The 26350-nt window shown below is 71.9% G+C and carries 21 protein-coding genes and 1 pseudogene; 9 read left to right on the top strand and 13 right to left on the bottom strand.

The window, feature by feature from the left end:
• The first annotated feature begins 29 nt into the window (after positions 1-29).
• From nuoK to htpX, 5 genes are all read left to right on the top strand, one after another.
• Complete coding sequence (gene nuoK / locus O1R50_RS02780) at positions 30-350, top strand: NADH-quinone oxidoreductase subunit NuoK (RefSeq protein ID WP_270108334.1); 321 nt, start codon at positions 30-32, stop codon at positions 348-350.
• Positions 347-2149 carry an NADH-quinone oxidoreductase subunit 5 family protein gene (locus O1R50_RS02775; RefSeq protein ID WP_270108332.1) on the top strand — a complete coding sequence of 601 codons (1803 nt, stop codon included), beginning with the start codon at positions 347-349 and terminating at the stop codon, positions 2147-2149. The genes nuoK and O1R50_RS02775 overlap by 4 nt, the downstream gene beginning before the upstream one ends.
• Positions 2149-3702 (top strand): complex I subunit 4 family protein, encoded by a 1554-nt coding sequence (locus O1R50_RS02770; RefSeq protein ID WP_270108566.1) that lies wholly within the window; start codon positions 2149-2151, stop codon positions 3700-3702. The genes O1R50_RS02775 and O1R50_RS02770 overlap by 1 nt, the downstream gene beginning before the upstream one ends.
• Positions 3703-5103: an NADH-quinone oxidoreductase subunit N gene (locus tag O1R50_RS02765; RefSeq protein WP_270108331.1), complete on the top strand. Its 1401-nt coding sequence runs from the start codon at positions 3703-3705 to the stop codon at positions 5101-5103.
• A gap of 74 nt (positions 5104-5177) precedes the next feature.
• The gene (htpX, locus tag O1R50_RS02760; protein WP_270108330.1) at positions 5178-6041 is read left to right on the top strand and encodes a zinc metalloprotease HtpX; all 864 of its coding nucleotides are present in this window, start codon (positions 5178-5180) and stop codon (positions 6039-6041) included.
• Positions 6042-6127: 86 nt separating this feature from the next.
• Here the strand turns inward: htpX and O1R50_RS02755 are convergent, their stop codons facing one another.
• The 13 genes and pseudogenes from O1R50_RS02755 to O1R50_RS02695 all read right to left on the bottom strand — a co-directional run bounded on the left by O1R50_RS02755 (position 6128) and on the right by O1R50_RS02695 (position 20763).
• A complete protein-coding gene (locus O1R50_RS02755) occupies positions 6128-6451 on the bottom strand; it encodes a DUF2516 family protein (protein WP_270108329.1) in 324 nt (107 codons plus the stop codon).
• A gap of 43 nt (positions 6452-6494) precedes the next feature.
• The gene (locus tag O1R50_RS02750) at positions 6495-6596 is read right to left on the bottom strand and encodes a 30S ribosomal protein bS22 (RefSeq protein WP_081687713.1); all 102 of its coding nucleotides are present in this window, start codon (positions 6594-6596) and stop codon (positions 6495-6497) included.
• A gap of 143 nt (positions 6597-6739) precedes the next feature.
• Positions 6740-6943, bottom strand: coding sequence for a helix-turn-helix domain-containing protein (locus O1R50_RS02745; RefSeq protein WP_030155806.1), 204 nt, complete (start codon positions 6941-6943; stop codon positions 6740-6742).
• A gap of 198 nt (positions 6944-7141) precedes the next feature.
• A complete protein-coding gene (locus O1R50_RS02740) occupies positions 7142-8923 on the bottom strand; it encodes a hypothetical protein (protein WP_270108327.1) in 1782 nt (593 codons plus the stop codon).
• Between the two features lie 133 nt (positions 8924-9056).
• Positions 9057-9977, bottom strand: a complete 921-nt coding sequence (locus O1R50_RS02735; protein ID WP_270108326.1) for a proline dehydrogenase family protein — start codon at positions 9975-9977, stop codon at positions 9057-9059.
• Positions 9978-10344: 367 nt separating this feature from the next.
• Positions 10345-11268, bottom strand: a pseudogene (locus O1R50_RS26215) (glycosyltransferase family 4 protein); the annotation flags it as partial.
• A 546-nt stretch (positions 11269-11814) separates the two neighbouring features.
• The gene (locus O1R50_RS02725; RefSeq protein WP_270108324.1) at positions 11815-13926 is read right to left on the bottom strand and encodes a hypothetical protein; all 2112 of its coding nucleotides are present in this window, start codon (positions 13924-13926) and stop codon (positions 11815-11817) included.
• A gap of 138 nt (positions 13927-14064) precedes the next feature.
• On the bottom strand, positions 14065-14700 hold the full coding sequence (locus O1R50_RS02720) for a hypothetical protein (protein ID WP_270108323.1): 636 nt from the start codon (positions 14698-14700) through the stop codon (positions 14065-14067).
• Entirely contained in the window at positions 14697-16025 is a 1329-nt protein-coding gene (locus O1R50_RS02715; RefSeq protein ID WP_270108322.1) for a glycosyltransferase, read from the bottom strand. Before O1R50_RS02715 ends, O1R50_RS02720 begins: the two co-directional genes overlap by 4 nt.
• Positions 16015-16548 carry a hypothetical protein gene (locus O1R50_RS02710; protein ID WP_270108321.1) on the bottom strand — a complete coding sequence of 178 codons (534 nt, stop codon included), beginning with the start codon at positions 16546-16548 and terminating at the stop codon, positions 16015-16017. Before O1R50_RS02710 ends, O1R50_RS02715 begins: the two co-directional genes overlap by 11 nt.
• Positions 16545-17741, bottom strand: coding sequence for a glycosyltransferase (locus O1R50_RS02705; RefSeq protein ID WP_270108320.1), 1197 nt, complete (start codon positions 17739-17741; stop codon positions 16545-16547). The genes O1R50_RS02710 and O1R50_RS02705 overlap by 4 nt, the downstream gene beginning before the upstream one ends.
• Positions 17738-19255 carry a glycosyltransferase family 4 protein gene (locus tag O1R50_RS02700; RefSeq protein ID WP_270108319.1) on the bottom strand — a complete coding sequence of 506 codons (1518 nt, stop codon included), beginning with the start codon at positions 19253-19255 and terminating at the stop codon, positions 17738-17740. Before O1R50_RS02700 ends, O1R50_RS02705 begins: the two co-directional genes overlap by 4 nt.
• A complete protein-coding gene (locus tag O1R50_RS02695) occupies positions 19252-20763 on the bottom strand; it encodes a glycosyltransferase family 4 protein (protein ID WP_270108318.1) in 1512 nt (503 codons plus the stop codon). Before O1R50_RS02695 ends, O1R50_RS02700 begins: the two co-directional genes overlap by 4 nt.
• A 228-nt stretch (positions 20764-20991) precedes the next feature.
• Between O1R50_RS02695 and O1R50_RS02690 the strand changes: the two genes are divergently transcribed.
• The 4 genes from O1R50_RS02690 (at position 20992) to O1R50_RS02675 (ending at position 26304) form a co-directional block, all read left to right on the top strand.
• On the top strand, positions 20992-21606 hold the full coding sequence (locus O1R50_RS02690) for an acyltransferase (RefSeq protein ID WP_408612582.1): 615 nt from the start codon (positions 20992-20994) through the stop codon (positions 21604-21606).
• Positions 21603-22688: a non-hydrolyzing UDP-N-acetylglucosamine 2-epimerase gene (gene wecB, locus O1R50_RS02685; RefSeq protein ID WP_270108315.1), complete on the top strand. Its 1086-nt coding sequence runs from the start codon at positions 21603-21605 to the stop codon at positions 22686-22688. Before O1R50_RS02690 ends, wecB begins: the two co-directional genes overlap by 4 nt.
• A gap of 110 nt (positions 22689-22798) precedes the next feature.
• Complete coding sequence (locus O1R50_RS02680) at positions 22799-24193, top strand: glycosyltransferase (RefSeq protein ID WP_270108314.1); 1395 nt, start codon at positions 22799-22801, stop codon at positions 24191-24193.
• Positions 24190-26304, top strand: coding sequence for a glycosyltransferase family protein (locus tag O1R50_RS02675; RefSeq protein WP_270108312.1), 2115 nt, complete (start codon positions 24190-24192; stop codon positions 26302-26304). The genes O1R50_RS02680 and O1R50_RS02675 overlap by 4 nt, the downstream gene beginning before the upstream one ends.
• Positions 26305-26350 lie beyond the last annotated feature (46 nt).

Here is a 26350-nt window from a genome sequence, read left to right as displayed (position 1 = left end):
ACCCATCTCATCCCTGCGGGGAGGGTGCCGTGCATCCGCTGATCGGGTTCCTGATCGCCGTGGGACTGTTCGCGATCGGTCTCTACGGCGTCCTGACGCGCCGCAACGCCGTGCTCCAACTCGCCGCCGCCGAACTCATGCTCGGCGGCGTGCACCTGGTCCTCGTCACCGCCGACCTCGTCCACAATGCCTATACCGGTCAGAGCTTCGCACTGTTCATCGTGGTCATAGCCGCCGCCGAAGTCGGCGTCGGCCTCGCGCTCATCCTCAACCTGTGGCGCGCCCGGGCCACCATCGACACCGACGACCTTCCCGAAGAACCGCCTTCGGACGTGCGGAGCGGCCGATGACCTACGGGCTCCTCCTCGTCGGCTTCCCCGCCGCGGCGGGCCTCGCCGGGCTGCTGCTCCGCCACCGCGGCCTCGCGGCGTCCTTCGCGGTCATCGCCCCCGCCTTCGCCCTGTGCATGGCGGCGATCTGCGCCGTCGCCAACCCGCGATTCGCGCTGACGCTCGCCGACTTCGGGCCGATCCGGGTCGAACTCGCGATGCACCTCACGGGTACCGCGGCGGCCGTCGCGATCGCGAGCGCGTTCGTCACCCTCCTCGTGCAGGTCTACTCCGCCGCGTACCTGCGCGACGACCCGAGGTACGCGCCGTTCGCGGCACAGGTCAACCTGTTCTGCGCCGCGATGCTTCTCGTCGTCGCCGCCGACGACCTCGTGTTCCTCCTCATCGGATGGGAGGTCATGGGCGCCTGCTCCTACCTCCTCATCGCCCACTACGCGAAACTGCCCGAGGCGCCGGGCGCGGCGGCCAAGGCGTTCCTCGTGACGCGCTTCGGCGACGTCGCATTCGTGCTCGGCGTGATGATCCTCGGCGCCGCCGCAGGGTCCTTCCGCATCGGCGAACTCTCGCACGTGTCCACGGGGACCGCCGCGGCCGCGATGCTGCTGATCCTGTTCGGCTGCATCGGCAAATCCGCGCAGTTCCCGCTCCAGATCTGGCTCCCCCCGGCCATGGCCGGTCCCACGCCGGTGAGCGCGCTCATCCACGCCGCCACGATGGTCGCCGCCGGGGCGTACGTGCTGACCCGGCTGATCCCCGTCTGGCCCCCGGATCTGTTGATCGTGGTGGCCCTGGTGTCCGCGGTGACCATGGTCGGCGCGGGCCTCTGCGCGCTCGCCGCATGCGATCTCAAGGGCGTGCTCGCCTGGTCGACGGTGAGCCAAGTCGGGTTCATGTTCGCGGCCGTGGCGGTCGCGGCCGGGGACGCGGCGCTGTTCCACCTGGTCTCGCACGCGGCGTTCAAGGCGCTCCTGTTCCTCACCGCGGGCGTGGTGATCGCGCTGGCGGGCACGAACGGCGCCCTGCGGACCACCAGGCTGCGGCCCGGCGACTCGCCGCTGGCGTTCTGGGCCATGACGATCGGGCTCGCCGCGATGGCGGGCCTGCCGCCGCTCGGCGGGTTCTACAGCAAAGAGGCGGTCCTCGGCGCGGCCTACGAGGCCGGGACCCCGGCAGGAGTCGTCGTGTTCTGGGCCGGGGTCGGCGCGAGCATCCTGACGGCGGCATACGCGGCGCGGCTGTGGCTGCTCCTGTTCTGGCGCGGCGCGCCCGAGCGGGAGCAGCGGGCCGTGGTGCCCGCCGCGGAGGCGTTGACCTTGTGGGCGTTGATGATCGTCACCGTCGGTTTCGGGACGGTGTACTTCGCGGGACCGTTCGACCTGCCGGATCTGCACATGGACCTGATGGCGCTGCTGCTGCTCGCGACCCTCGGCGGATTCGCCGTGATCGCCGACGCGTGGTGGCGCGGGCACCGGCGCGCCCTCCCCGCGCTCGACGATGAACGCGACCCGGCGGGCGTCCTCGGCCGCACCCGACCCGCGTTCGCGACGGGTCTCTATGCGGAACGCCTGACGGACAAGGCGACTCGCGCCATCGCCAGGACGGCGAGCGCGGCGGCGCGGACGCTCGACGAGCGGCTGGTCGACCGGACGGCCGTGGAGGGCTCGGCGCGGGCGACGCTCGCGGCGGCCGAGGACACCGCGGCCGGGCACCGGGGCGGGCTGGTGCGGTACCTGCGGCTGAGTGCGGCGGGCACGCTGCTGGTCGCGGTGGTGGCGATCGGGGTGAGCCTGTGGAGCTGATGCTGGTGCCCGCGGTGGCGGTGCCGTTCTTCGGGGCGGTGCTGGTGTGGGCTTGGCGGGACCGGGCGTTCGCGCACTGGATCGGCGTGGGCGCGGCGGCGCTGGCACTGGCGGTGGTCGCGGTGCTGCCGGTCGGGCGCGGGAACGGCGACTGGGTCAGCATCGGCGGGAGCCTGAGCGGCGGCTGGTGGCACGAGATCGAGTTCGCTTGGGCGCCTTCGCTCTACCTGGACTTCTCACTGGCGGTCGACGGAGTCTCGTGGCCCCTCGCGATACTCACGGCCCTGCTGGGCCTGCTGTGCTGCCTCCACAATGCACTCGGTGCCGAACGCCGCACTTCAGGTGCGCTTCAGGATCGTCTCGCTAGAGTCGAAACCGGGGGCCCTTCCCTGGCCGCGGACGATGCTTCCGGGGTGCCCGGCAGACCGGCCGCGACGCTGACCTCGCTCCTCCTCGCGGTCCAATTCGCCTCGACGCTGGTGTTCTTCGCAGACAACCTGATCCTGTTCTTCATCGCGTTCGAGTCCGTCCTGCTCCCGATGTGGGCGATCATCCGCCGCTACGGCGATCCGGTCGCGCGCCGCCGTGCCGCCGCGAAGTTCGCGCTGTTCACCGTGGGCGGGTCGCTGATCATGGCCACGGGCCTGTTCGTCGCGGTCGCCGACGCCGGGACCGCCGACCTCGGCGCGATCATCGTCGCCGGAGGCGTCGACCCGAGCATCTCGCTGCTCGTCTTCACCCTGCTGGCCATCGGATTCGCGGTCAAAGCACCGCTGTGGCCGCTGCACTCCTGGCTCCCCGACGCGCACACCGCCGCCCCCACCGTCGGCTCGGTCCTCCTCGCGGGCGTGCTCCTCAAACTCGGCACCTACGGCCTCATCCGCGTCGCCGGCGGCATCGCCCCGCAGGGCGCGGCCGACGCCGCCCCCGTCCTCGCGGTGCTCGCCGCGCTCGGCATCCTCGTCGCAGGGCTCGTCTGCCTCAGCCTCCCCGAGCTCAAACGGCTCATCGCCTACTCCTCGGTGGGCCACATGGGCTTCGTGGTCCTCGCCTTCGCCGCCGGCACCGAAGCGGGCGTCCGCGCCGCGCTCTTCGGGAACCTCGCGCACGGCCTGATCACGCCCCTCCTGTTCTTCCTCGCCGGAGCCCTCAAGGCCCGCACGCACACCGGCCTCCTCGGCTCGCTCGGCGGGCTCCGGCTCGCCGCGCCCGCGTTCGCCGGGCTGCTCGGCTTCGCCGCGTTCGCGTCGCTCGGACTGCCGGGCCTCGCGGGGTTCTGGGGCGAGGCGTTCACGGTCTACGCCGCGGCCGAACGCGGCGGCGCCTGGCTCGCACTCGCCGCGGCGGCGGCGTTCGGGGCGTTCCTGGCGGCGGCGTACCTGCTGCGGATGCTGCGGCGCGTCAGCCACGGCCCCCTGGTCCCCGCGACCTCGGGGATCGGCGACGCCTCCACTGCGGAGCTCGTGGTCTGGTCGCCGCTGGTGGCCGGGACGCTGCTGCTCGGCCTGATCCCGGGCCCGCTGCTGGACCTGTTCAGTGAAGGGCTGCTGTAGATGCGGGTGCAGGCGATCGACCACGTGGCGCTGCTGCCGCTGTACCTCGCGTCCGGCGCGGCCGTGCTCGCGCTCTTCGCGGGCCGGTTCGCGAAGCCCTGCATGATGATCGAGCTCGGGGCGTCCGCCCTCGCCGCGTGCTGGGCCGCGGGCGGGAAGGACCGGGCCACGTTCGCGGTCGGCGACTGGCACTCCTATGTGGCCGACGACGCGGCGATGGGCGCGGCCGCGCTGTTCGCCGGGCTGAGCGTCCTGGTTGCCGCGGTGAGCGGCAGGCAGTCGGGCGAGTACTGGTTCCTGCTGGCGGTCTCGGCGGCGGGCGGCATCACGCTCGCGGGCGCCCGCGACCTGATCACCCTGATCGTGGCGCTCGAGACGCTGACCGTGCCCCTCTACGTGCTCGTGACGAAACCCGGCCGCGACGGTGCCGAAGCGGGCGTGACGTTCCTGATCGCCTCGATCGCCTCCTCGGCGACCGCCCTCATGGGCGCGGCGTTCCTGTACGCGGCGGCGGGCACCGTCCACTTGGAAGGCCTCGCGACCGGTCTCGCCGACGCCGACCCCGCGCTCGTGGCGGCCGGGACGGCGCTGCTGCTCGGCGGGCTCGCGTTCAAACTCGCTGCCGCGCCGCTGCACGCCTGGGCGCCGCTCGTCCTCGAACGGGCCCCGCTGCCGATCGCGACCTACCTCGCCAGCGCCTCGAAGCTCGGCGGCGCGGTCGCCGTCGTCTGGGTGGTCTACTTCGGACTCGCTGCGAACGCGGGGGCGAGCACCGGGATCGTCATGGCGGCGTTGAGCGTCGCGTCGATCGTGGTCGGGAACCTCGGGGCGCTGGTGCAGCGCCGGACGGTACCGCTGCTGGCCTGGTCCGGCATCGCCCACGCCGGGTACGCGCTCGCCCCGCTCGCGGTCGTCGCGACGGCGGCGGGCCGGGGGGGCACCGCGGCGGCGGCCTCGGCCGCGCTGGCGTACGCGGTGTTCTTCGTGCTGCTGGAAGCGGGGGCGTTCGCGGCCCTCGCGGCCGTCCGCGAAACCGGAGAAGGCGGCTCGATCGCCGAGCTCTCAGGGCTCTGGCGGTCCGCTCCCCTGCCCGCGTCGCTCTTCCTCTTCGCCGTGATCGGCCTCGCCGGGCTGCCGCCCGCGCTCGCCGGGACCTTCGCGAAGGTGGCCGTGCTCGAGGTGCTCGCCCCCTCCGCGGTGTGGCTCGCCGTGATCGTCGCCGCGGGCACCATCCTCGGACTCGCCTACTACCTGCCGCTCGCCCGCACCGTCCTCCTCGGCCGCGGCCCGGCCACCGCCAAGGGCCGCTTCGCGATCGCCCTCGCCGCGATCGGCCTCGCCCTCCTCGCCGCGACGCTCGCGCCGCAGCTCGTGCTGGACTTCACCGCCATTTCTCGGTAGATTCCCAGCTCACAGAGAAATACTGGCCGTAAGGAAGGCGTTGTTCTTTCCCACAAGGAGGGAAACCAACCACCATGAAGCACCACAACGGCCTCAAGACGGCGGTGCTGCTCGGCGCGATGTCGGCGCTCGTGATCGCCATCGGCTACGCGCTCGGCGGCTCCACGGGCATTCTCATCGCCGCGGTCATCGCCGTCGGCATGAACGCCTACGCGTACTTCAACTCCGACAAGATCTCGCTGCGCGCCATGCGGGCGCAGCCCGTATCGGAGGCGCAGGCCCCGCAGCTGTACGCGACGGTGCGCGAGCTCGCGCACCGCGCGAACCAGCCGATGCCGCGCCTGTACGTCTCCCCCACGATGCAGCCGAACGCGTTCGCCACGGGGCGCAACCCCGAGAACGCCGCGGTCGCCGTCACCGAGGGCATCCTGCAGCTGCTCACTCCCGCCGAGCTGCGGGCGGTGATCGGCCACGAGCTGTCGCACGTCTACAACCGCGACATCCTCATCTCCTCGGTCGCCGGGGCGCTGGCCAGCATCATCACGATGCTCGCGAACCTGGCGATGTTCCTGCCGTTCTTCGCGTCCGACGACGAGGACCGGCCGAACCCGCTCGTGCTGCTGCTGACGATGATCCTCGGCCCGCTGGCCGCCGGTCTGATTCAGATGGCCGTCTCGCGTTCGCGCGAGTTCGAGGCCGACGCCGACGGCGCGCGCCTCACCGGCGACCCGCTCGCGCTCGCGAGCGCGCTGGAGAAGATCTCGGCCGGGGTGGACCGGATGCCGGCGCGGTCGGACAGCCGGATCGCGGAGCAGTCGCATCTGATGATCGAGTCGCCGCTGCGCGGCGGCGGGCTGACGAGCCTGTTCTCGACCCACCCGCCGACGGCGGAGCGGGTGAAGCGCTTGCGGGACATGGCCCGCGGCGTCGTGCGGTAGCGGTAGGACCTGAACGCCGAGAAGGCATGGCGAAAGCCGCGTCGACATTGTCGACGCGGCTTTCTCACGTGTTCGAGCGGAACCGCTCAGTACGACGAACCGCCGCCACGGAGGTCTTTGAATCCGGTGCGCACGTCCAGGAGGTACACCAGCGCCGCGGCGATCGCCACCAGGGTGAAGATGAGCCCCGACCCGGGCCGCTGAGCGAACAGCAGCGACAGAAGCAGGCTGACCGCCAGGATGCCGAGCCACGCGCCCTTGGAAAGGGTGCCGACGGCGTTGAACGCGTCGGGCTTCTGCACCGCGCAGTGGGTGAGAGCGATCACCGAAAGCAGGGCGGCCCCGAGCGTAATGATCAGAAAGACGTAATAGCGCACGTCGAAGGCGAACACTGCTGCGAACTCTGGCATGCGATCAGCCTACCCGCAGGTACTCGGGAGCCGGTCGACTCGGTTACTTGCCGAGCTTGCGACGCTGCACGCGGGTCTTGCGGAGCAGCTTGCGGTGCTTCTTCTTCGCCATGCGCTTGCGCCGCTTCTTGATGACCGAGCCCATAGAGCTTCCTCACAGATGTTCACTAGACAATTTTTCGAGCCCGACCAGCCTAACGCGCGTGCCCGGCGGCCCCCGCGCCGGGCGAGCGGAACCGCAGGCCCCGTCACAGCTGTGCGTGGCGGGACCTGCCGGGCCGAGGGGGATCAGTCGTCGGTCTGGAGCGCTTCGGAGAGGTAGGTCTTGACGGCGCTCTCGGGAACGCGGAAGGAGCGCCCGACCCGCACCGCCGCGATCTCGCCGTTGTGGACGAGCCGGTACACCGTCATCTTCGAGACGCGCATCAGCTCGGCCACCTCCGTCACCGTCAAGAACTTGACCTCGTCGAGGAGGTCCCCGGGTTCGCTCATGTGTCTCACCGTTCTGTCGAGGGCTGTTGCGAGCACTTATGCAAGGACGTGGGGTTGTGTGATGTGTTTGAGGTGCGGCGGACGCGAATGCCCATATGAACCGAAACAAGTCGGTCGTCACAGACTGTGACGTTGATGTCTTTCGATTGGGATGAGGCTCATGTTACGGCAGTCCCGGCCACCCGGCAACACCCGATCTCACACGGTCTGGGCAATGAAGGCCGTAATCTCCTGCATCAGGTCGGCATAGCTCTTCCCGTACACCTCTTGCGCCGCGTCCACCGCCGGCTCGCCCTCGCGGGCCGTCGCGCCGAAGAACTCGGTGAACTTCTCGACCCCGTACTCGTCGACCATGTAGTGCACGCCGAGGAACCCGCACCCGTACTTGCCGGACCCGGCGAGCGTGTCGTCGTCCCCGTCGGGCGGGAGGATGTCCGTCGCGCAACCGCCTTGCTCCACGTAGTCGCGCACGTCGAGCGTGCGGTCGTACTCGTCGAGGGCCCGGTCGCCGTGGTCGATGTACTCCGCGACGCCCTCGACCATCCACCACGTGTCGTCGGCGTACCGCTCGGACGGCGCGGCCCACAGGGTCACGGCATGGCCGAGCTCGTGCCGGATCACGGAGGTGAGGCCGTACCCCCAGCCGGTCCGGTCCACGCCCATCACGGTGGCGTACGTCGACGGCTGGCGCTCGCCGTTCACCGTCCCGGTGAGCGGCAGCGCGAACCCGAGCACGTCCTCGGAGTCCCAGAAGCCCCCGAACCAGGTCTCGAACTCGTCGTCGCTGGCGATGTAGATGACGTACCGGTCGGGCTTCTCCCAGTACGCCCACTGGTCGGCGTTCACCGCGGCGGCCTCGGAGATCTCCAGGGCCTCGTCGAGGCGGTCGGCCATCTCCAGCGGCACCGCCGTGACGGTGCGCTCGCCGACGGCGGCGACGAGGTCGGTGACCTCCCACGGGTGCGGGCCCTCCCCGTACTCCGAGTTCGAGACCTCGACCATCACCAGGCCGTCCTCGCCCGCGCGCCAGCGCGAGTCGAAGACGATGTCGGCGGCCTTGCACGTGTCGGCCGGCTCCACGAAGCAGTACGAGAGCGCGACCGAGATGTCATAGAGCGGCACCGCGCCCGAGGCGTCCTCGATCGGGCCCGAGGCGATCTGGTAGTCGAAGCGGGACACCTGCATCGAGGTGAGCGAGTCGAAGCGTCGCGTCATCTGGTCGTGCAGCGTCGGGTCGTAGGCGGCGAGCCAGCCCTCCAGGCTGCCGTTGACCAGCGACTCGCTCTGGGCGTCGAGGACGAGCTGCGCCTGCTCCTTGAGGTAGGCGAGGATCTCCGCCTCGGACGCGTTCGGGCCCGGGCTGGGGACGGTGCCCTCGCCGGGCTCGACCGCGAGCCCCTCGATCGTGCCGGTCTCGGCGCCGGGCATCGCCGGGCGCCATCCGTTGACCAGGGCCCCGCCGAAGACGGAGCCCGTGACCAGCAGCAGCACGACGAGGATCGTGCCGAAGCGCGACCGCCCGCGGTCGGGCCGCGGCGGGAAGTAGACCGGCCCGCCGGGCCACGGCGGCATCGCGGTGACCGGAATCGGCCCCGGCGGGATCTGGACGTGCCCGGCCGCGCCCTGGTGCGGCACCTGGTAAGGCGCCGTGGGGTACTGGCCCGGCGGCATCTGACCCGGCATGGGGCCCTGCGGCATTCCCCCGGGAGGGACCGCGCCCGGCGGCAGCATGTCGACCGGCAGGGCCGACGGCGGCGCCGTCGGCTCCGGGAGCGGCGGCATCGGCGCGGCCTGCGGGATCACCGCGTCGCCCGTGTCCGCTTGCGGCAGCACCGGTTCGGGCGAGGTGCCGCGCGGCGCTTCGGACCCGGAGCGCTGTCCGGGCACGAGCGGCGCCGAGGCGGCCTGCCCGGGGCGGGGTTCGCCGGGCTGGCCGCGCTCGGGGGAATCCGGGGTGAAGTCCTCGGGGGCTTGAGTCACGTTCGCAACTGTAGTCGCCGATCGCTACCCGTGCGAGCCCCGAACAGCGGGTGTGCGCTGGTCGTCCAGGCCCGTGAGCAGCACCGGGCCGGACCGGATCGCGTTACGGCCCGGCCCGGTTCCTCAGAACCTTCTAAGACTTGGTCCACAGTGACCGAGCGAACACGGCCAGGTTCGCCGGGCGCTCCGCCATGCGGCGCATCAGGTACCCGTACCACTGGTCCCCGTACGGCACGTACACGCGCATCCGGTAGCCCTCCGCGGCCAGCCGCAGCTGCTCGGTCGGGCGGATGCCGTACAGCATCTGGAACTCGAACGAGTCCTTCTCGCGGTCGTACCAGCGCGCCCGGTCGATGCCGATCTCGATCAGCCGCGGGTCGTGGGTCGCGAGCATCGGGTAGCCCTCGCCCGCCATGAGCGCGTTGATGCAGCGCACATAGGACCGGTCCACGTCGAGGCCGCGCTGGTAGGCGACCGACTCGGGCTCCTTGTAGGCGCCCTTGCAGAGCCGGATGCGCGAGGTGGGCACGGCCTGCGACTTGCAGTCGTCCTCGGTACGGCGCAGGTAGGCCTGGAGCACGGCCCCGGTGGAGGGGTACTCGTCGCGGAGGCGCTGCACGATCTCCAGAGTGGAGTCGGTGACGGTGTGGTCCTCCATGTCGACGGTGACCGTGGTCCCCGCGTCCGCGGCGGCGGCGCAGATCTCGCGGGCCCGGTCGTAGGCGAGCTCGGCGTCGATGCGCTGGCCGACGGCGGAGAGTTTGACGCTGACCTCGGCGGATTTCGCGAGGCCCTCGCCCTTGAGGGAGGCGAGGAGCCCGAGGTACTCGTCGCGGGTGGCGTCGGCCTGTTCGACGACGACCGTGTCCTCGCCGAGGTAGTCGAGTGTGGCGAGCAGTCCGTCGGCCGCGAGGGTCCTGGTGGTGGCGACGGCGTGGGCCGTGGTCTCGCCCGCGACGTAGCGGCGGACGAGCGATCGCGTCACCGGCGCGGTGCCGACGAGCCGCTCGATCTTCGATGACCGGGCGGCGGCGAGAATGACAGAACGCAGCATGTCTGCAGCGTAGCCGCCCGCCACCCGGGCACAGGTCACGGTGGCATAACACGTGCGCCGCAACATTGGAAACCAAGACGAATATGCCGAGGAATCTTATTCTTCCAAGGCATTGCGGGGCTTGAACCTCTGTTCCCGATAATACCGAGAGCTGATTTGCCTGGTTCACGCCATTTCGGTCGGTGCGGGCGGCGGGCACCCTGGACTCGGGCCCGCCCGGGAGCAGCCGGCGGTAGAGCTCGTCGTAGCGGGCGGCCTGGACCTCCCACGTGAACTCGTCGAGGAACCCGGGCTCGGCGTAGCGCTTGGTGTAGCTGGGGCGGTCGTCGAGTACGGCCCGCACGCCCCGCGCCAGGCCCTCGGCGTCCCCGTACCGGAACACCTCGCCGATGCCGAGGCGGCGGACCTCTTCGGACATCACCTTCACGTCGCTGATGACGATCGGCAGCCCCGCGTGCATGAACTCGAAGAACTTGGTGTTCAACCCGACCTCGTGGTTGACCAGCCCGGTCTCGAGCGGGTGGACCCCGACGTCGGCGGTGGCCAGGAACGTGGTCAGGACGTCGTAGGGCACGTACGGCATGAGGTGGACCCGGTCGGCCGCACCGAGTCGCTCGGCCTGCTCCAGCAGCGACTCCGCATAAGGGCCCGTGGTGAGGTTGACCACGAAGGCCGCGTGCAGGTCCGGCTCCAGTCCGAGCGCCTCGACCATGAGGTGCAGGCCGCGCTGCGGGGACGCCCCGCCGCAGTAGACCATCAGCGGCGTCGCGGCGTCCAGGCCGCACGCGGCCCGCACGTCCCGGAAGCCCTCCGGCGTCGCCCAGTCCTGGCGGGCCGGGTCGGGGCGCGGCGGCGAATTGAGCACGACCGCGGGAGACTCGGCGAGCCCGTGCGACTCCACCAGCAGTTCGGCGATCCGCGGCGAGACCGTCACGACCGCATCGGCATAGGGAATGTATTCACGCTCGTGCGCGATCTGCGCGACCTGCCACTTCCGGTTCCGCGGCTTCACGCCCGGCAGGAACTCGTGCGCGTCGTACACCACCGGGACCTTGCGGCCCTTGGCGCGGGCGCGGGCCGCGGCGCGGACCCCGACCCCGATCATCCGGTAGTCGTGCACGTGGATCAGGTCCGGCCGCAGCTTCTCGATGAGCGGCGTGAACGCCAGGTCGAACCGCAGCGACCACGGGTCGAGCTTGCGCCAGCTCCGGTTCCGGAGCACCAGCTTCCAGTAGGCCGCCTCGAACCGCTCCAGCCCGCCGTCCGGACGGGCCTTCTGCGCCTCGGCCATGCCCCGGGTCTGGTCGAGCCGGAAGCGCAGCCACCGCACGCGCGCCTTCGCCCGCGCACGGTGGAACAGGAGCGGCAGGCCGCCGCCGAGGCCCTTGCGGCCCTCGGCGCGCAGCTCCGCGCGCAGACGCCGCTGCGCGAGGTCGGTGCGGATGATCCGCCGGCGCTCCCATTCGGATTCGGCCTTGCCGATGCTCGCGTGCGTGAACGGGAAGCGGACGCGCGCGAGGCGCTGGCGCAGCGGTCTGAGGCCCGGCCAGTTCTTGACGACGCGGCGGTAGGCGGTGGCTCCGCCGAGCTCGAAGCGGGAGGCCTTGTTGCCGGGCGCGAGGCCGATGAGATGGACGTCCCAACCGTGGGCGGCCATCGACGCGGCGGCCTTCTGCACGCGCGAGTCGCCGTCGATGCCGTTGTCGACCAGCATCACGATCCGGCGTCCGGCGGTGGGCCGACCCTCGTCCGTCATCTTCTTCGCTCCCTCTGCCGGCCCGTCTGCGGCATGCGCCGGGCGCGCCCATGGTAACAACCGTCGGTCTGAAACGAGCATTCACGATCGCGCAGGCAGCGCCGCATCCGGTGCGCCGTCGAGGAACACCGCGAAGCGCGCCGCGCTGAGCGTACCGTCGTGGACCGCGCGGACGTAGCGGCGCGAGGCCGCGCCGATCGCGCGGGCCCGGTCCCGGTCGTCCAGCAGCGACTCCACCGTGGCGCGGAGGGTCTCGGCGGTCGTGTGCAGCACCGGCAGGTCGGGCCCGTAGGCCTTCGCGGCGGTCTCGCCGATGCAGCCGGTCACGGGCTTCCCGGCCGCCATCGCCTCGCAGGCGAGCACGCCGTAGATGCCGATGCCGATCTGGTCGACGACGAGGTCGGCGTCGAGCACGAGCTCCCGCATCCGGGAATGGGGCACGCCTTCCAGGAGCCGCAGCTCGATCGCCCCGCGGGACTCGAGGTCCTCCAGCACCGGCAGGATCAGGTCGGTGCCCTTCGTCCAGCGGTTCGAGGGGGCGTGCACGACGACCGGGGCCCGGCGTTCGAAGACGGGGCGGTCGCAGCTCCACGCGTCCACGTCGACCACCACCGGGACCCACACCGCGACGGGCAGGTCGTCGAGCAGGTCCGGAGTGGTGCAGAACAGCGGGAAGCCGCTCTCGTCGGCGATGCGGCGGTTGCGCTCGGTGGTGCCGACCAGTCGCTTGACGAGGTCGCGCGGGGCGGCGCGGTAGGCCGAGAACTCGTGGCGTTCGAGGTGGCGCAGCGGATGGCGGACCTCGCTGCCGTGCGCGAGCAGCGCGGTCGGCAGACCGATCCGCTGCAGGACCCGGATCTCGTCCCCGACATGCCCGCCGAACCGGCGGCCGAACACGGACCGGAACCCGTCGGCGACCAGGTGCGTGTACGCCTGCGTGACCCGCTCCCAGCGCCAGTCCTCGTACCCTCCGTCGCCCTGGTCCTTCGGCTCGACGTAGACGTCGGCGCCGTAGCGGAGGTGCTCGCTGTAGGGGATCATGACGCTCTCCGCGCCGAAGTCGGACCGGAAGCGCGCCAGGACCCGCGCGAACTCGGCGAGCTGCCCGGCTGAGTTCGCGGTGCCCAGGCCGAGGCGCACGCGTTTCCCGTCCACGCCCGGCCAGGGGACCGGTCCGGTCCGGTGCGGGAACGCGGCCGCGCCGTCCCGGAGCAGGCTCTCGGCGAGGCTCGCGGGCGCCGGGCGGGACGGGGCCGGGCAGAGCCGCTCGTAGAGCGCGAGCATCGCGTCCACTTCGGATTCGCTCGCGGCATCGGCGGCGAACTCGAGGTCCGCCGGCAGCACGTCGCCGACGACGGCCGGATGCTCGGGGAGCCGGTGCTCGGCGGCCAGGCGGTCGGCGAGCGGGCCGGTGGCGGCGGCGACCGCGTCGGCGCTGGCGGCGTGTTCGCGGAGGTACGCGGCGAGGCCGAGCTCCGAGCGCGCATCGCCAGGGACGGGTTCCCTTGCGTCCCAGAGGATGCGGACGGTGCGTCCGGCAGCGGCGGCGCGGAGCTTCGCGCGGGCGGCGACGCCGAGGAGCTCGGGGTCGCCGACATGGATGAGGTCGGGTGCGAGGGCATCGATCTCGGGGCCGTAGGCCAGCTCCCAGTCCCAGACGGACGGCAGGAACCGCCGCCACAGCAGCGGGTCGGGTGCGAGCGTCCACAGGCGGGTGACGGCGCGGTCGAGCGGTGAGGACAGGTCGCGGCGCTGCTCGATGAGCCGCGTGGTGCGCCCGGAGCGCTTGCGGTACCAGAAGCCCTGGCCCTTCAGGACGGCCGCGCGGGCCTTGAGGGCGGCGCGGCGCAGCGGGCGGGCCGCGTCCGCGCGCAAGCGGTCGTGTCGCAGGCGCAGCCGGGCGACCTCGAGCTGCCGCCGCCGGTACGCGCGGGCGGGGCCGTTCGGGTAGGCGAGCGGATCGCGCCGCCAGGCGGGCCGGACCTCGTGCTGCCGCAGGGCGAAGCCGTCCTTGACCGGGACGAGCACGACATGCCCCGGGCCGATCCGGCGCTCGCGCCGGGCGCGGGCGGGCGAGCGGCCGAGGACTCGGACGTCCCAGCGGGCCGCCGCGGCGGCGACCGCGACCCGGTGGACCCGGGTGTCGGGGTCGGCTTCGCCGACGGTCAGGAACAGGATCCGGTGACCGGTCACGTGTGGACTCCTTGGGCAGGCGCGGAGGGGGTCCACATCGTACCGCCAGGGGTGGACGTCCCAAGTGCACTGGTCGAGTGTGCACTGCTCGAGCGGGCGGGACCGCTTGCTGCGGCGGGAAGTCCGGTTGCGGGGCGGTCAGAGGGGCTGGTACGGGGGGCGGTCCTCCTTGCCATGGAGGTCGGTGTCCCAGGGTTCGATGGGGGCGGTGACGGGGTGGGATCTGTAGGGGCCGTAATGGAGTGCTCGGGTGACGACGGGGCGGGGGTGGCGTTTGGCGATCGACCAGGCGAGCGGGACGGCGGCCGGGTCGGGGCAGACGACGTGGTCGGCGTCGCCGATGTCGAGGCGTCCGAGGCGGCGCAGGGCGATCGCGCGGAGGGCCTGGTGCCGGAGGGGCCGGTAGACCTTCCAGAAGAGGTTGCGGCGGCAGAAGCCCGCGGCTTTGCGGTGGGCGCGGCGGGCGAACCCGGCGCCGGGGACCTTCCCGTCGAGGCGGCGCAGCACCGCGGCCGGGGCGCGTTCGACGAGGGTCTCGTAGAGCCACAGGAGCGGCTGGCGGTTCTCGGGTCCCGCGAGCGAGTAGACCTCGACACTGGGGTGCAGGGACGGCGCGCGGCGCCAGCCCTGGCCGTCGGCGACGACCGCCTGGACCCGCACGCCGCGGCGGGCCATCTGGTAGGCGTAGTCGTTGGTGCGCTTGACGGCCCCGTTGCCGAAGAGGAGGATCACGACGCGCTCGGGCAGGGGCGGCAGGTCGGTCGCGGTGGTCATCGCGGGCTCCCGTTCTCGGCGATCGCGCGGGCGCGCCGCTCGAACGCCTCGATGGCGCGGTACCTGGTGAAGCCCGCCGCGTAGGCGCGGGCGCGTCCGGCCAGGTCGGGGTCGGCCTTGCGGGCGGCGTCGCCCGCGTCGGCCATGGCGGCGGCGACCGCGTCGGGCTCGAGGCCGCCGGGGTTGAACCAGAGCGGGTAGTCGCGGAGCAGTTCCTCAGCGGCGGAGCCGCTCTCGTGCACGGAGACGATGGGGCGCCCGGTGGCCATGTACTCGAAGATCTTTCCGGAGGTGACGTATTTGGAGCCGCCGACGAGGAACACGAGCACGTCGCTGGCCGCGTACGCCCGGCCGATCTCGGCCTTGGAGACGGGGCCGTGGTGGCGGATGCGGTCGTAGTCCTCGTCGAGGCCGATGTCGGCGCGCATCCGCGACTCGTACTTCGCGAAGAACCCGAGGTGGCCGTACAGGTCGAGGGTGGCGCCGGGGTGGCGGCCGCGGTCGGCCATCGCCCGGAAGCCCGCGAAGAGGGCGTCGACGGGCTGGTTGGCGGTCAGGGTCCCGATGTAGGAGTAGGAGAGCGGGCGGTCCTCGTCGGCCGTCGAGTCGGGGACCTCGGGGAGCACGTCGGGGTCCCAGCCGTTGAGCATCACGTGCATACGCCCGGCCGCCCGCGGGTAGCGGTCCGCGTGCCACTCGCGCAGGGCCTCGTTCACGAACAGCGCCTCGGCCGCGTGCTCGAGGATCCGCTTCTCCCAGCGCCATGCCTTGTCGCCCTTGGGGAACGCGTCCGCGTTCTTGAACAGGTCGAGGGTCCAGGAGTCGCGGTAGTCGACGACGTACGGCAGGCCGGTGCGCTTGCCGAGCTCGTAGGCGGCGCCGAAGGCCGAGAACGGGTTGCCGGTGGCGATCACCAGGTCGAACGGCTTCTCGGCGTGCAGGCGCAGGCCCTCCTCGACCGCGGACTCGCCCCAGGACGCGTACCGGTCGGGGAACTTGAAGCGCTGCTTCCACTTGTGCCAGCGGGCGGCCAGGAACGGGAAGTTCCCGCGGAAGGACCCGAACGCGCGCACGTCGGTCTCCCACATGAAGTCGTCGAGCTCGGGGCTGACGGTGGCGATACGCGGGTCCACGGTGTCGAGCAGGCCGTCGTCGGTGGAGCCGACGACGTCGGTGAGGAACCACTGGGGGACGCGCGCGACGGTGACGTCCCAGCCCGACTCGGCGAAGTAGTTGGCGGTGGCGCGGGCCCGGTAGACGCCGCTGGCGCGCGAGGGCGGGAAGTAGAAGGCCAGGTAGAGCAGCCGCGGCCGTTCAGCGCTCAACGTCGCCTCCGGGGAGGGGCTCGTACGCGTAGGTGGCGCGGAGGCCGGGGCGGGCGGCGAGGAGGTCGGGCACGAACTCGGTGGCGAGCTCGATGGCCGCCGACTCGCACAGGACCAGCCAGTCCGGTTCGGCCGCAGCCAGTCGGGCGCGGACGCGGTCGAGCCGGTGCGCTTCGCGCATCGCGTCGGTCTCGCGTTTGCGGCGCTTGTCGCGGGGGCCGGTGACGTGCCGTTTCCAGCGGCCGGCGGCCTTGTCGGCCAGGCGGCGCAGCGGGCCGCGGCCGACGAGGCGCAGCAGTCCCAGCGGGAGTCTCAGGAGCGCGGTCGAGCGGGCCTCGGGGGCGTTGAGTTCGTTGGCGCTCAGCCATTCGACGTCGACGCGGGGGTCGAGGTCCCAGCCTTCGCGGTTCACGCCGGCCTCGGCGATGAGGACCACGGTGTGGCCGTCGTCGAGGGCGCGGCGGGTCTCGACGGCGACGGCCCTCTTGCGGCTGGCGAGCGGCGCGAGGAAGAGGAGGTTCACGATGGGTCTCCGAACCAGATCCAGTGGTAGTGAGCGCCTACCGCGTCGTAGGAGTACTTGGCGCGCAGCGCGTCTCGGGCGGCGTCCAGGTCGACCTTGTGCGGGTACCGGTCGCGCAGGGACCGGTACGCGTCGGCGAAGACCGACGGGTCGTCGACGACGTCGACCAGCTGCCCGGCGTCGTCCTCGATGCCTGACAGGACCTGGTCGGAACCGCCGGAGCGGGTCACCAGGACCGGGGTCCCGGCGGCCAGGGCCTCGACGACGACCACCCCGAAGGTCTCGTGCCGGCTGGTGTGGACGAGCAGGTCGTGGTCGGCCATGAGGCCGGGGATCTCGCCCGGGTCGACCGCACCGAGGAATGCGACCGCGTCGTCGACGCCGAGCTCGGCGCTCAGGGCTTCGAGTTCGCGGCGGAGCCCGCCTTCCCCGGCGAGGGTCAGCGTGAGGTCCGGGTCCTCGGCGCGGCAGTCGGCGAACGCCCGCAGGAGGTGGTCGATGCGCTTGCGTTCGATCAATCCGGCCACCGAGAGCCAGCGTCGCAGCGCGGCCGGCGGCTGCGCGCGGCGGGCCTGGAAGTCGATCGGGTTGGCGATGTAGGCGAGTTTGCCGGTGTGGTGCGGGAAGACCTCCGCGATGAGGCGGTGCAGCGGCTCGCCGACGACGAAGACCCCGGCGCAGCGGTCGAGGATCTCGTCGTAGAGCGCCCTGGCGTCAGGTTGAGCGAGCAGGTCTTCGAGGAACGAGGAGTGCTCGGTCATGTAGACGCGGGCCCCGGGCCTCGCGTTCTCCAAGGCCGCGTAGCCGCCGTTCATGGGCACGTGCGCGTGGATGATGTCGGCATCGATCGGATCGCCGCCCAAGGCGACGGTGAGCCATTCAGCGTGCCGGCGGGCGTGGAGCGCGAGGTCGCGGCTGCGTTCGATGACCACGGGCAGGCGGTACAGCGTCGCTCCGGCCACGGCCGGGGCCGGGGCGAGCGCGCGGGGCAGCAGCGTCGTCTGGAGTTCGCGGACGCGGCGCAGCCGCTCGGGGTTCTTCGTCACGGCCCACCCGTCCAGGTGGTAGACGTCCACGCCGTCCAGCCCGGGGGCGACGGCCTCGACCATCGCCTGCACGAACGAACCCCGGTAGGGCCGCTGCGCATCCGGGTACCAGGGGGTCACCACGGCGACGTGTCTCGCTGCGTTCACCGCGGCAGCTCCTTCGTGAGTTCCTCGTACAGGCCGACGTACTGGTGCACCTGGCGCTCCCATGTGTACTCGGCGAGCGTCGCCGGGTCGCGGTAGGCGGCCCGGTAGGACTCGGGGTCGGCGATGACCTTGTCGATCGCGGTGACGAGGCTGCCGACGTCCCCGGAGGTGAACACCTCGCCGTTGCCGATGCGCCGCACCTCCTGGGAGAGGGTCTTCACATCCGAGACCACGAGCGGCAGATGCGCGTGGCTGTACTCGAAGAACTTGTTGGGCAGCGCGATCTCGTGGTTGATCGGACCGGTCTGCATCGGGTGGATGCCCATCGTCGCCGTGGAGAGGAACCGCGGCAGATCCGCGTAGTCCACGTAGCCGCGGAAATGCAGCCGCTCGGCCATCCCGTACCGCTCCCCGAGCGCGATGAGCGACAGCACGTACGGGTGGTTCGGCCGGTTCACGAGGAACGCGACATGCAGCTCCGGCACCTGCCGGGCCGCTTCGATGATCATCTCGATCTTGCGTTCCGGTGCCGCCCAACCGGAGTACACGGCCAGCGGCGTGTCCGGGCCGAGCCCGCACGCGCTGCGCACATCACCCGGGTCGGGGCGGTCCGGGTCCGGGGTGAGCGGCGCGTTGAGCACCACCGCGGGCGTGCGGTCGAGGCCGTGGTGCTCCCGCAGCAGGTCCGCGAGCGGCGCGGAGACCGTGACGATCGCGTCCGCGTACGGCAGGTACCGCCGCTCGTACCGCACCAGGGACTCGAACCGGTCGGCCGGCAGCGTGTCGCAGCCGGGCACGAACTCGTGCGCGTCGTACAGCAGCTTCACCCGCTTGCCCCGGCGGCGCAGCGTCTCGGCGGCGCGCGCGCAGAACCCGATCGGGTACATGTCGTGCGCGTGCAGCAGGTCCGGCTCGAGCCTGAGGATCTCAGGCCGCAGCGCCAGCTCGATGCGCACGGCGTCGTTGTCGAGCCGCCGCCACACGCGGTCGCCAAGCAGCAGCTTCCACCACCGGCGCGTCACGCGGTCGAGGAAGCCGTTCTCACGCGCGAGGTGCCGGTCGCGCGCCTTCGTCTGGTCGATGCGGCGCCCGATCCACACCCGCTGGACCTTGCGGCCCGCGCGCCGCACGAACCGCGGCATCCGCAGCAGCCCGTCGCGGCCGCGCTCGGCGTCCATCGCCTCGATCTCGATGCGCTCCGCCTTGATCCGCTGCATGCCGTGCCCGGCGCGGACCGACTCGCGGTACGCCAGCGGGTACTGCAGGGCCGCGGCGCGCTGGCGGAAGGTGCGGGGCGGGTCCATCTTCGGGACCGGGATCTTGTGGTATTCGACGTCGCCGTGGCGGTAGTGCTCGGGTTTGCGGGCCACGGAGAGGCCGACGAGGTGGACCTCCCAGCCCTCCTCGGCCATGGACTGCGCGGACTTCTGCACCCGCGAGTCGCCGTCGATCCGGTTGGCCACCACCATGACCACGCGGCCGGGCCGGGTAGGTCCGCGCTCGGCCGCGCTCATGCCGCCCGCCCGAGTCCGGGGGTGCCGATGAGCTTCTCGTAGACGCCGGTGAGGTGCTCGGCCTGGCGGCGCCAGGTCCACTCCTCGAGCGGCACCCGGTCGAGGTAGGCCTCGCGGTAGCGCTCGGGGTCGGCGAGGACGAGTTTCACGGCGCGCGCGAAGTCCTCGGTGTCGCCGGCGCGGAAGACCTCGCCCTGGCCGGTGCGGCGCACTTCCTCGGCGATGGTCTTCACGTCGGAGACGACCATGGGCAGCCGCGCGTGCGAGTAGTCGAAGAACTTGGTGTTCAAGGAGATCTCGTGATTCTGGTGGTGGTGGTTCGGGCTGACGCCGATGTCGGCCGCGGCGATGAACCGCACCACCTGGTGGTGCGGGACGTGCGGGAGGATGTGGACGCGGTCGGCGACGCCGAGCTCCTCGGCGCGGGCGGCCATGCGCCGCACGTAGGCCCAGTGGGGTTTCGACACGACGAGCGCGGTGTGCACCTCGGGGAGCGAGGGCAGCGCCTCGACCATGATGTGGATGCCGCGCTGCTCCAGCGGCACGCCGCTGTAGATCATGAGCGGCGTGTCCTTGTCGATGCCGCAGAGGTCCCGCAGGCCGGGGATCTCCTCGTCGTCGCCGTGGCGCTGCTCGGGGGTGTTCATGACGACGGCGGGGCGGTCGGTGAGCCCGTGCTCGGCGACGAGGAGGTCGGCGAGGGGCTCGGAGACGGTGACGACGGCGTCGGCGAACGGGGCGTGCTCGCGTTCGAAGCCGAGCTGCGCGGCGGGCCACCACGGGTGGGGCTTCCAGGGCTTCATGCCGGGCAGGAACTCGTGCGCGTCCCAGACGAGCTTCACGTCGCGCCCGGCGGCCTGGGCGCGGAGCTTCGCGCGGGCGCCGACGCCGAGCATCTGGAAGTCGTTGGCGTGGATGAGGTCCGGCTTGAGCTCGTCGATGACCGGGCCGAACGCGAGTTCGAGGTCCCACAGGGCCGGGTCGAGCCGCCGCCAGGCGCGGTCGCCGAGCAGGCCGCTCCAGAAGCGGGCCGCGGCGCGGTCGCACGGGGCGGCGGCTGCGGCGCGGCGCTCGCGCACGCGGCGGCTCAGGCGGGTGCGGGCGCGGATCCACGAGGCTGCGATATGCACGCCGGCGGTGCGGGCGCCGAGCGCGAGGCGCGGGCCGGGGCCGCCGCCGCAGACCGCGAGCCGGGCCTTCGTGTACGCGAGGTCGGCCTTCCAGGCCTGCACCTGCTTGCGCCGGTAGCTCTCGAGCGGCCCGGGCGGGTACGCGAGGGGGCTGCGCAGCCAGGGGCGGCGCACCTCGTGGCGCTTCCGGTCGAAGTCGCGGCCGGTGGGGACGAGCCGTACGAGGGCACCGCCGAGTTCCCATTCCTCGGCGCGTCTCTCACTGCGGCCCAAGAGGATCACCTCCCAGCCCGCCGCGGCGGCGGAGGCGGCCTCCTTCTGCACGCGGGAATCGCCGGTGACGCCGTTCTGCACCAGCATCACGATGCGCCTGCCCATGGTTCCTCCGAATGGTCGTGGCCGGACGAACTCCGACCCCCGTACAACGACAGATCGTACGAAACAGGTTCGTTCACCTTTCGTTGTCTCGCAGTTAGAAAAGGCGACTGACCTGCGCAATATGACGTTCGCTTGCTTCCGATGAGGTCGGATCGCAGCGCCTCTCCGTATACTCGTCCAGAAGCAGACCGATCTCGGCGAATGCCACGAATACATTGAAAGCAGCGAATGCCTTACAGGGTTCAGGAAAGCGCACAGGTGCACGAGACCGCCGCGGTCGGCGACGGCTCCTCGATCTGGGAGCTCGCCCAGATCCGCGAGCACGCCAGCCTCGGCACCGACTGCGTGATCGGCCGCGGCGCCTACATCGGCACCGGCGTGCGCATCGGCGACAACGTCAAGATCCAGAACTACGCGCTCGTGTACGAGCCCGCGACCCTCGCCGACGGCGTGTTCGTCGGCCCGGCCGCCGTGTTCACCAACGACCACAACCCGCGCGCGGTCGCCCCCGACGGGAAGGCCAAGCGCGCCCACGACTGGGAGGCCGTGGGCGTCGACGTCGCCGAGGGCGCCTCGATCGGCGCCCGCGCCGTCTGCGTCGCCCCGCTCCGCATCGGCCGCTGGGCGATGGTCGCCGCCGGAGCCGTCGTCACGAAGGACGTGCCGGACTACGCGCTCGTCATGGGCGTACCCGCCCGGTTCGCGGGCTGGGTCGGCCGCGCGGGCGAGCGCCTGGAGGCCGACGGCGACGGCGAGTGGCGCTGCCCCCAGACTGGGGAGCGGTTTGCGGAGCAGGACGGCGTCCTCTCCCCCATTGCAGAGAACAAGGAGCAGCAAGCGTGAAGGTCGTCAGCATCGTCGGGGCCCGACCCCAGCTCGTGAAGCTCGGCGCGATCGCCGCCGCGTTCAAGGACTCTGAGCACGAGCACGTGGTCATCCACACCGGACAGCACTACGACCCTGAGCTCTCGGACGTGTTCTTCACCGAGTTCGGCATCCCCGAACCCGACTTCCACCTCGGCATCGGCTCGGGCAGCCACGGCGCCCAGACCGGCGCGATGCTCGCCGCGATCGACCCGATCCTCGACGCCGAGCGGCCCGACTGGGTGCTCGTCTACGGCGACACCAACTCCACCATCGCCGGGGCCCTCTCCGCGGTGAAGCAGCACCTGCCCGTCGCGCACCTCGAAGCGGGCCTGCGCTCCTTCAACCGGCGCATGCCCGAAGAGCACAACCGCGTCCTCACCGACCACTGCGCCGACCTGCTGCTGGCCCCCAGCGACGAGGCCGTACGGCACCTCACCAGCGAGGGCCTGGGCAGTCGGGCGGTCAACGTCGGCGACGTCATGGTCGACGTCTGCTTCCACACCCGCGACGCCGTGCTCGCCGCGGGCGAGCGCCCCGAGCTGCCCGCCGGGATCGACCCTGGGCAGCCGTTCCTCGTCTCCACCCTGCACCGGGCCGAAAACACCGACGACCCCGAGCTGCTCGCCGCGCTCATCGAATCCCTCGCGAGCCTGCCGATCCCGGTCGCGCTCCTGGCCCATCCGCGGCTCCAGGCCAAGGCCGACCAGTACGGGCTCAAGCTCACCCAGGGCTCGCTGCACGCGGGCAAGCCGCTGCCGTACCGCCAGCTCGTGGCGGCCGTCCTCGCCTCCTCCGGCGTCGTCACCGACTCCGGCGGACTCCAGAAAGAGGCCTACCTGCTCGGACGCGCCTGCACCACCCTGCGCACCGAGACCGAATGGGTCGAGACCCTCGAAGGCGGCTGGAACGTCCTCGTGCCGCGGCCCGACCAGCTCACCCGCGAGCAGTGGCACGCGACCGCCACCCGCCCGGCCCCCGGAACCGCGCTCGACGCCCCGTACGGGGACGGCAGGGCCGGCTTCGAGGTGGTGCGGGTCCTCGCGGAGCGGCTCGCGTAGCAGGCGCCCGGCCGGGCGGCCGCCGCCGCCGGGCCGGGCACGTGAGGACCCTCCCCCGCCTGGATCCAGGCAGCTCAGGGGTATTCCCTTACGTGCTACCGTCCACTATTATGTCTGCGTTCTCAACAGGCGGGGCCCCTCGCACGGACAAGGCCCCCGAGCCCGATCCCGACGGGCAGCGCCCACACTTGATCTACCTCGCGATCGGGTTCCCCCCTGCCGCGAAGAGCAGCACGTACCGCATGCGCGAGACCGCCAACCAGTTCGCGGCCCAAGGCTGGGACGTCACCGTCGTCAACCTCGAGGACGATTCCTGGCACCTCGAGTCCGGCCTCGACCACACCCTCTCGGACAAGGTCGACCCGCGGATCGAGATCGTCAAGCTCCCGCTGCGCCGCGAAGACGTCGAGACCGACATCCGCCGCTACAGCGAGGAGCGGGCCGCCTCCCCGTCCACCTGGCTCAGGGCCCTGCGCGCACGCCCGCAAGAGCAGTTCCCCGAAGCGGCCTTCGGCGACTGGCGCCCCGCACTCGAAGAGGCCGTGCTCCGCATCCACAAGGACAAGCCCGCCGACCTGCTCCTGGCCACCTGCGTGCCGTACGTGAACCTCGCCGCGGCCTGGAGGCTCTGGGAAGAGGCGTCGGTCCCCTACGCCGTCGACTTCCGCGACGGCTGGTCGATCGATGTCGTCGACGGCCGCGTGGCCTTCGGCCCCGACACCGAGGAAGGCCGCTGGGAAGCGCGCATCCTCGGGTCCGCGGTCAGCCTGTGGGTCGTCAACGACCCCATCGCCGAGCACTACCGCTCCCGCTACCCCGACTTCGCCGACCGCGTCCACGTCGTCCGCAACGGCTACGACGCCGACAGCACGCCCGGCCGCGCCCACAAGCCCGACCCCGCGTCCGGCCTCGTCTTCGGCTACCTCGGCACCATCAGCTTCTCCGCCGACCACCTCGGCGCGGTCCTCGAAGGCTGGCGCAGGGCCCGGCGGCGCGAGCCGCTGCTCGCCAACGCGCGCTTCGAGGTCCGCGGCCACATCGGACACGGCGCCGCCCGCGGCGCCACCCCGCAGGCCCAGGCGCTCCAGAAGGCCGAAGCGGACGGCGTCAGCTACGGCGGCCCCGTCGCCAAGGCCGACGTCGCCGCCACCTATGCCGGATGGGACGCCATGGTGCTCATCCTCATCGGCGGCCGCTATGTGACCTCCGGCAAGGTCTACGAGTACATGGCCACCGGCCTGCCGATCGTGTCCGCCCACGCCGTCGAGCACGACGCGTCGAACGTCCTGCAGGGGCATCCCCTGTGGACCGGCGCGCACGGCATGGGCGTCGAGTCGCTCGCCGACGCCTTCGCGGCCGCCGCGCACCTCGCCGTCGAGTCCACCGACGCGCAGCACGCCGAGGCCATGGCGCACGCGGACCAGTTCACCCGCGAGGCCATCATGTCCAAGGCAGTGAAGCGCCTGATCGAACAGTTCGAGGCTGAGAAAGGCCGCACCCAGTGATCGAGGTCCTGCTCATCAGCGGCGGTGCCCCGCCGGCCGCCCTGGTCGCCGACACCGTCGCCAAACTCACGGCCGCGGGCGGGCGGGTCCGCTACGCCGGCTCGGTCCCCGACGGCTACCTGGAACGCGACCTCGCCGGGGCCGACCTCGCCGAGACGCACAAGCTGCCGCGCTCCAACCCGCGACGCGCCGCCAGGCTCCCGTTCGGCGAGCGCGTGTGGATCCGCAGCCGCAAGGACCAGTGGCTGCTCGAGCGCGCCGCCCGGGCACACGTGATCGCCGCGCTCGACGACGGCGGGGTCTACACCGTCTGGCAGCTCGCCCAGCGCAACCGCACCGCCAAGGCCGTCAACGGCTTCGCCCCCGCGATCGACGCCGTGCGCGAGCTCGCCGCCCACGGCGGCCCCCCCGAGCCCGGGCCGTTCCGCGCCCCGGCCTCGCTCGTCGCCCGCGACTTCGGCCGCGCCGCCAAAGACCTGCCCGCCGCCGCGGTGCGCCTCGCCTCCTCCCGGCGCGTCATGAACAACCGCCTGGGCGCGAAACTGTGGCGGCTCCCGCTGCGGATCCCGGGCGTGCCGGAGGGCCTGCGCATCGCGATCGGCAAGCGCGTGGCCGAGGCGATGGTGTGGGCGCGCCGGCACGCCGATGCCGAGTACGTGCTCGCGCAGACGGCGTCGAAGACCTCCGACCCGGAGACCAAGGCGCAACTGCTCGACGAGGCCGTCAAGCTGGCCGCCGACCGCGGGGTCAACCCGAAGTACGTCGACCCCGCCGTGGCCGCGCGGCTCGTCCTGGCCGACCGCGACCTGGCCGCCGGGAACCTCGTAGGGGCCGCGAGCCACCTCAAGCGGGCCTTCCTGTGGGGCTTCCACCGGGTCATCCACATCGACCAGCTCTCCACGAAGCTCTCCACCGACACCGCCGGATTCATCAAGCCGTTCCACGACTCCCAGGTGATGCGGCAGTTCGCGACGCCTCGCGGCCGCCGCCTTCCGGCGGCCCCGCCGCCGACCGGCCGACCGGTGCGGCTGCTGGTCATGACCAGCGCCAACGACAACTTCTTGGGCCACATCCTCGGCCGCTACCGGAACCACCCGGACGTCGAGGTTCGCTACCTGGACCTGGCGACCCATTCGTCGCTGAAGCGGATCGCCTGGAGCGACACGCAGATGATCCTGAACCGCCTCGGCCACGACGACGGGTACGCCGCGCTGGCCGAGGACCTCCTGCGCCCGTATCTGGACTGGGCCGACACGGTGTTCCTCGACTGGTGCGTCGGCCCCGCCGCCATGCTCACCACGGTCGACCCCGGCGACACCCGGATCGTCGTCCGTCTCCACTCCTACGAGGCGTTCACCCGCTGGCCTCTGCTGGTGGACTTCTCCCGCATCGACGACCTCGTGTTCGTCGCCGACCACGTGCGGGACCTGGCGAAGACGCTCGTGCCGCAGCTGCGCGGCCCGCTCGCTCCGCGGATGCCCATGGTGCACAACGCGATGGAACTCGCCGGTTTCGCCCGCGAGAAGACCGCGGACGCCCGGTTCAACCTCGGGCTCGTCGGCGTCAGCCAGGTGGCGAAGGACCCGCTCTGGGCGCTGGAGGTGCTGCGGCTGCTGCGTGCGGAGGACGAGCGCTACCGGCTGCTCGTCGTCGGCGGCGACATGAACCCGAACCTGAACAAGGCGACCCGGAAGTACTTCAGGGAGTACGAGAAGGAGCTCGAGCCCCTGGTCGGGTCCGGGGCCGTGCTGCGGCTCGGCCCGACCGACGACGTCGCGGGGAAGCTCACCGACGTCGGGTTCATCCTCAGCTCATCGGTGCGCGAGGGCTGCCACGTCGGCCTGATGGAGGGCGCCGCCAGCGGGGCGGTCCCGGTGGTCCGGGACTGGCCCTTCTACGCGGGCAAGGCCCACAGCGCCCGCACGCTGTACCCCGAAGGCTGGGTCGTGGCCACGCCCGAGGAGGCGGCACGGCGCGTCCTCGCCGTCAACACCACCGAGGAGAGCTGGCGGGACGCCGCGAAACTCGCCAACGAGTACGCCCTGTCCACATGGGACTGGTCGGTGGTCAGCGCCGACTTCGACGAGCTGCTCCTCGGCAAGCGCCCGTAAGACGACGGCAAAGGCCTCCCCGGTTCGACCGGGGAGGCCTTTCGCG

The organism is Glycomyces luteolus (assembly GCF_027622875.1).
In the GTDB taxonomy this organism is placed as follows: domain Bacteria; phylum Actinomycetota; class Actinomycetes; order Mycobacteriales; family Micromonosporaceae; genus Glycomyces; species Glycomyces luteolus.
Note: the sequence above shows the minus strand (reverse complement) of the source record. Positions and strands in the feature narration are given on the sequence as shown.

Excerpts from the sequence above, each read along its gene's own strand:
- O1R50_RS02775 (WP_270108332.1), top strand. The coding sequence starts at position 347 with ATGACCTACGGGCTCCTCCTCGTCGGCTTCCCCGCCGCGGCGGGCCTC.
- O1R50_RS02770 (WP_270108566.1), top strand. The coding sequence starts at position 2,149 with ATGCTGGTGCCCGCGGTGGCGGTGCCGTTCTTCGGGGCGGTGCTGGTG.
- O1R50_RS02765 (WP_270108331.1), top strand. The coding sequence starts at position 3,703 with ATGCGGGTGCAGGCGATCGACCACGTGGCGCTGCTGCCGCTGTACCTC.
- htpX (WP_270108330.1), top strand. The coding sequence starts at position 5,178 with ATGAAGCACCACAACGGCCTCAAGACGGCGGTGCTGCTCGGCGCGATG.
- O1R50_RS02755 (WP_270108329.1), bottom strand. The coding sequence starts at position 6,451 with ATGCCAGAGTTCGCAGCAGTGTTCGCCTTCGACGTGCGCTATTACGTC.
- O1R50_RS02750 (WP_081687713.1), bottom strand. The coding sequence starts at position 6,596 with ATGGGCTCGGTCATCAAGAAGCGGCGCAAGCGCATGGCGAAGAAGAAG.
- O1R50_RS02745 (WP_030155806.1), bottom strand. The coding sequence starts at position 6,943 with ATGAGCGAACCCGGGGACCTCCTCGACGAGGTCAAGTTCTTGACGGTG.
- O1R50_RS02735 (WP_270108326.1), bottom strand. The coding sequence starts at position 9,977 with ATGCTGCGTTCTGTCATTCTCGCCGCCGCCCGGTCATCGAAGATCGAG.
- O1R50_RS02720 (WP_270108323.1), bottom strand. The coding sequence starts at position 14,700 with ATGACCACCGCGACCGACCTGCCGCCCCTGCCCGAGCGCGTCGTGATC.
- O1R50_RS02700 (WP_270108319.1), bottom strand. The coding sequence starts at position 19,255 with ATGAGCGCGGCCGAGCGCGGACCTACCCGGCCCGGCCGCGTGGTCATG.
- O1R50_RS02695 (WP_270108318.1), bottom strand. The coding sequence starts at position 20,763 with ATGGGCAGGCGCATCGTGATGCTGGTGCAGAACGGCGTCACCGGCGAT.
- O1R50_RS02690 (WP_408612582.1), top strand. The coding sequence starts at position 20,992 with ATGCCTTACAGGGTTCAGGAAAGCGCACAGGTGCACGAGACCGCCGCG.
- O1R50_RS02680 (WP_270108314.1), top strand. The coding sequence starts at position 22,799 with ATGTCTGCGTTCTCAACAGGCGGGGCCCCTCGCACGGACAAGGCCCCC.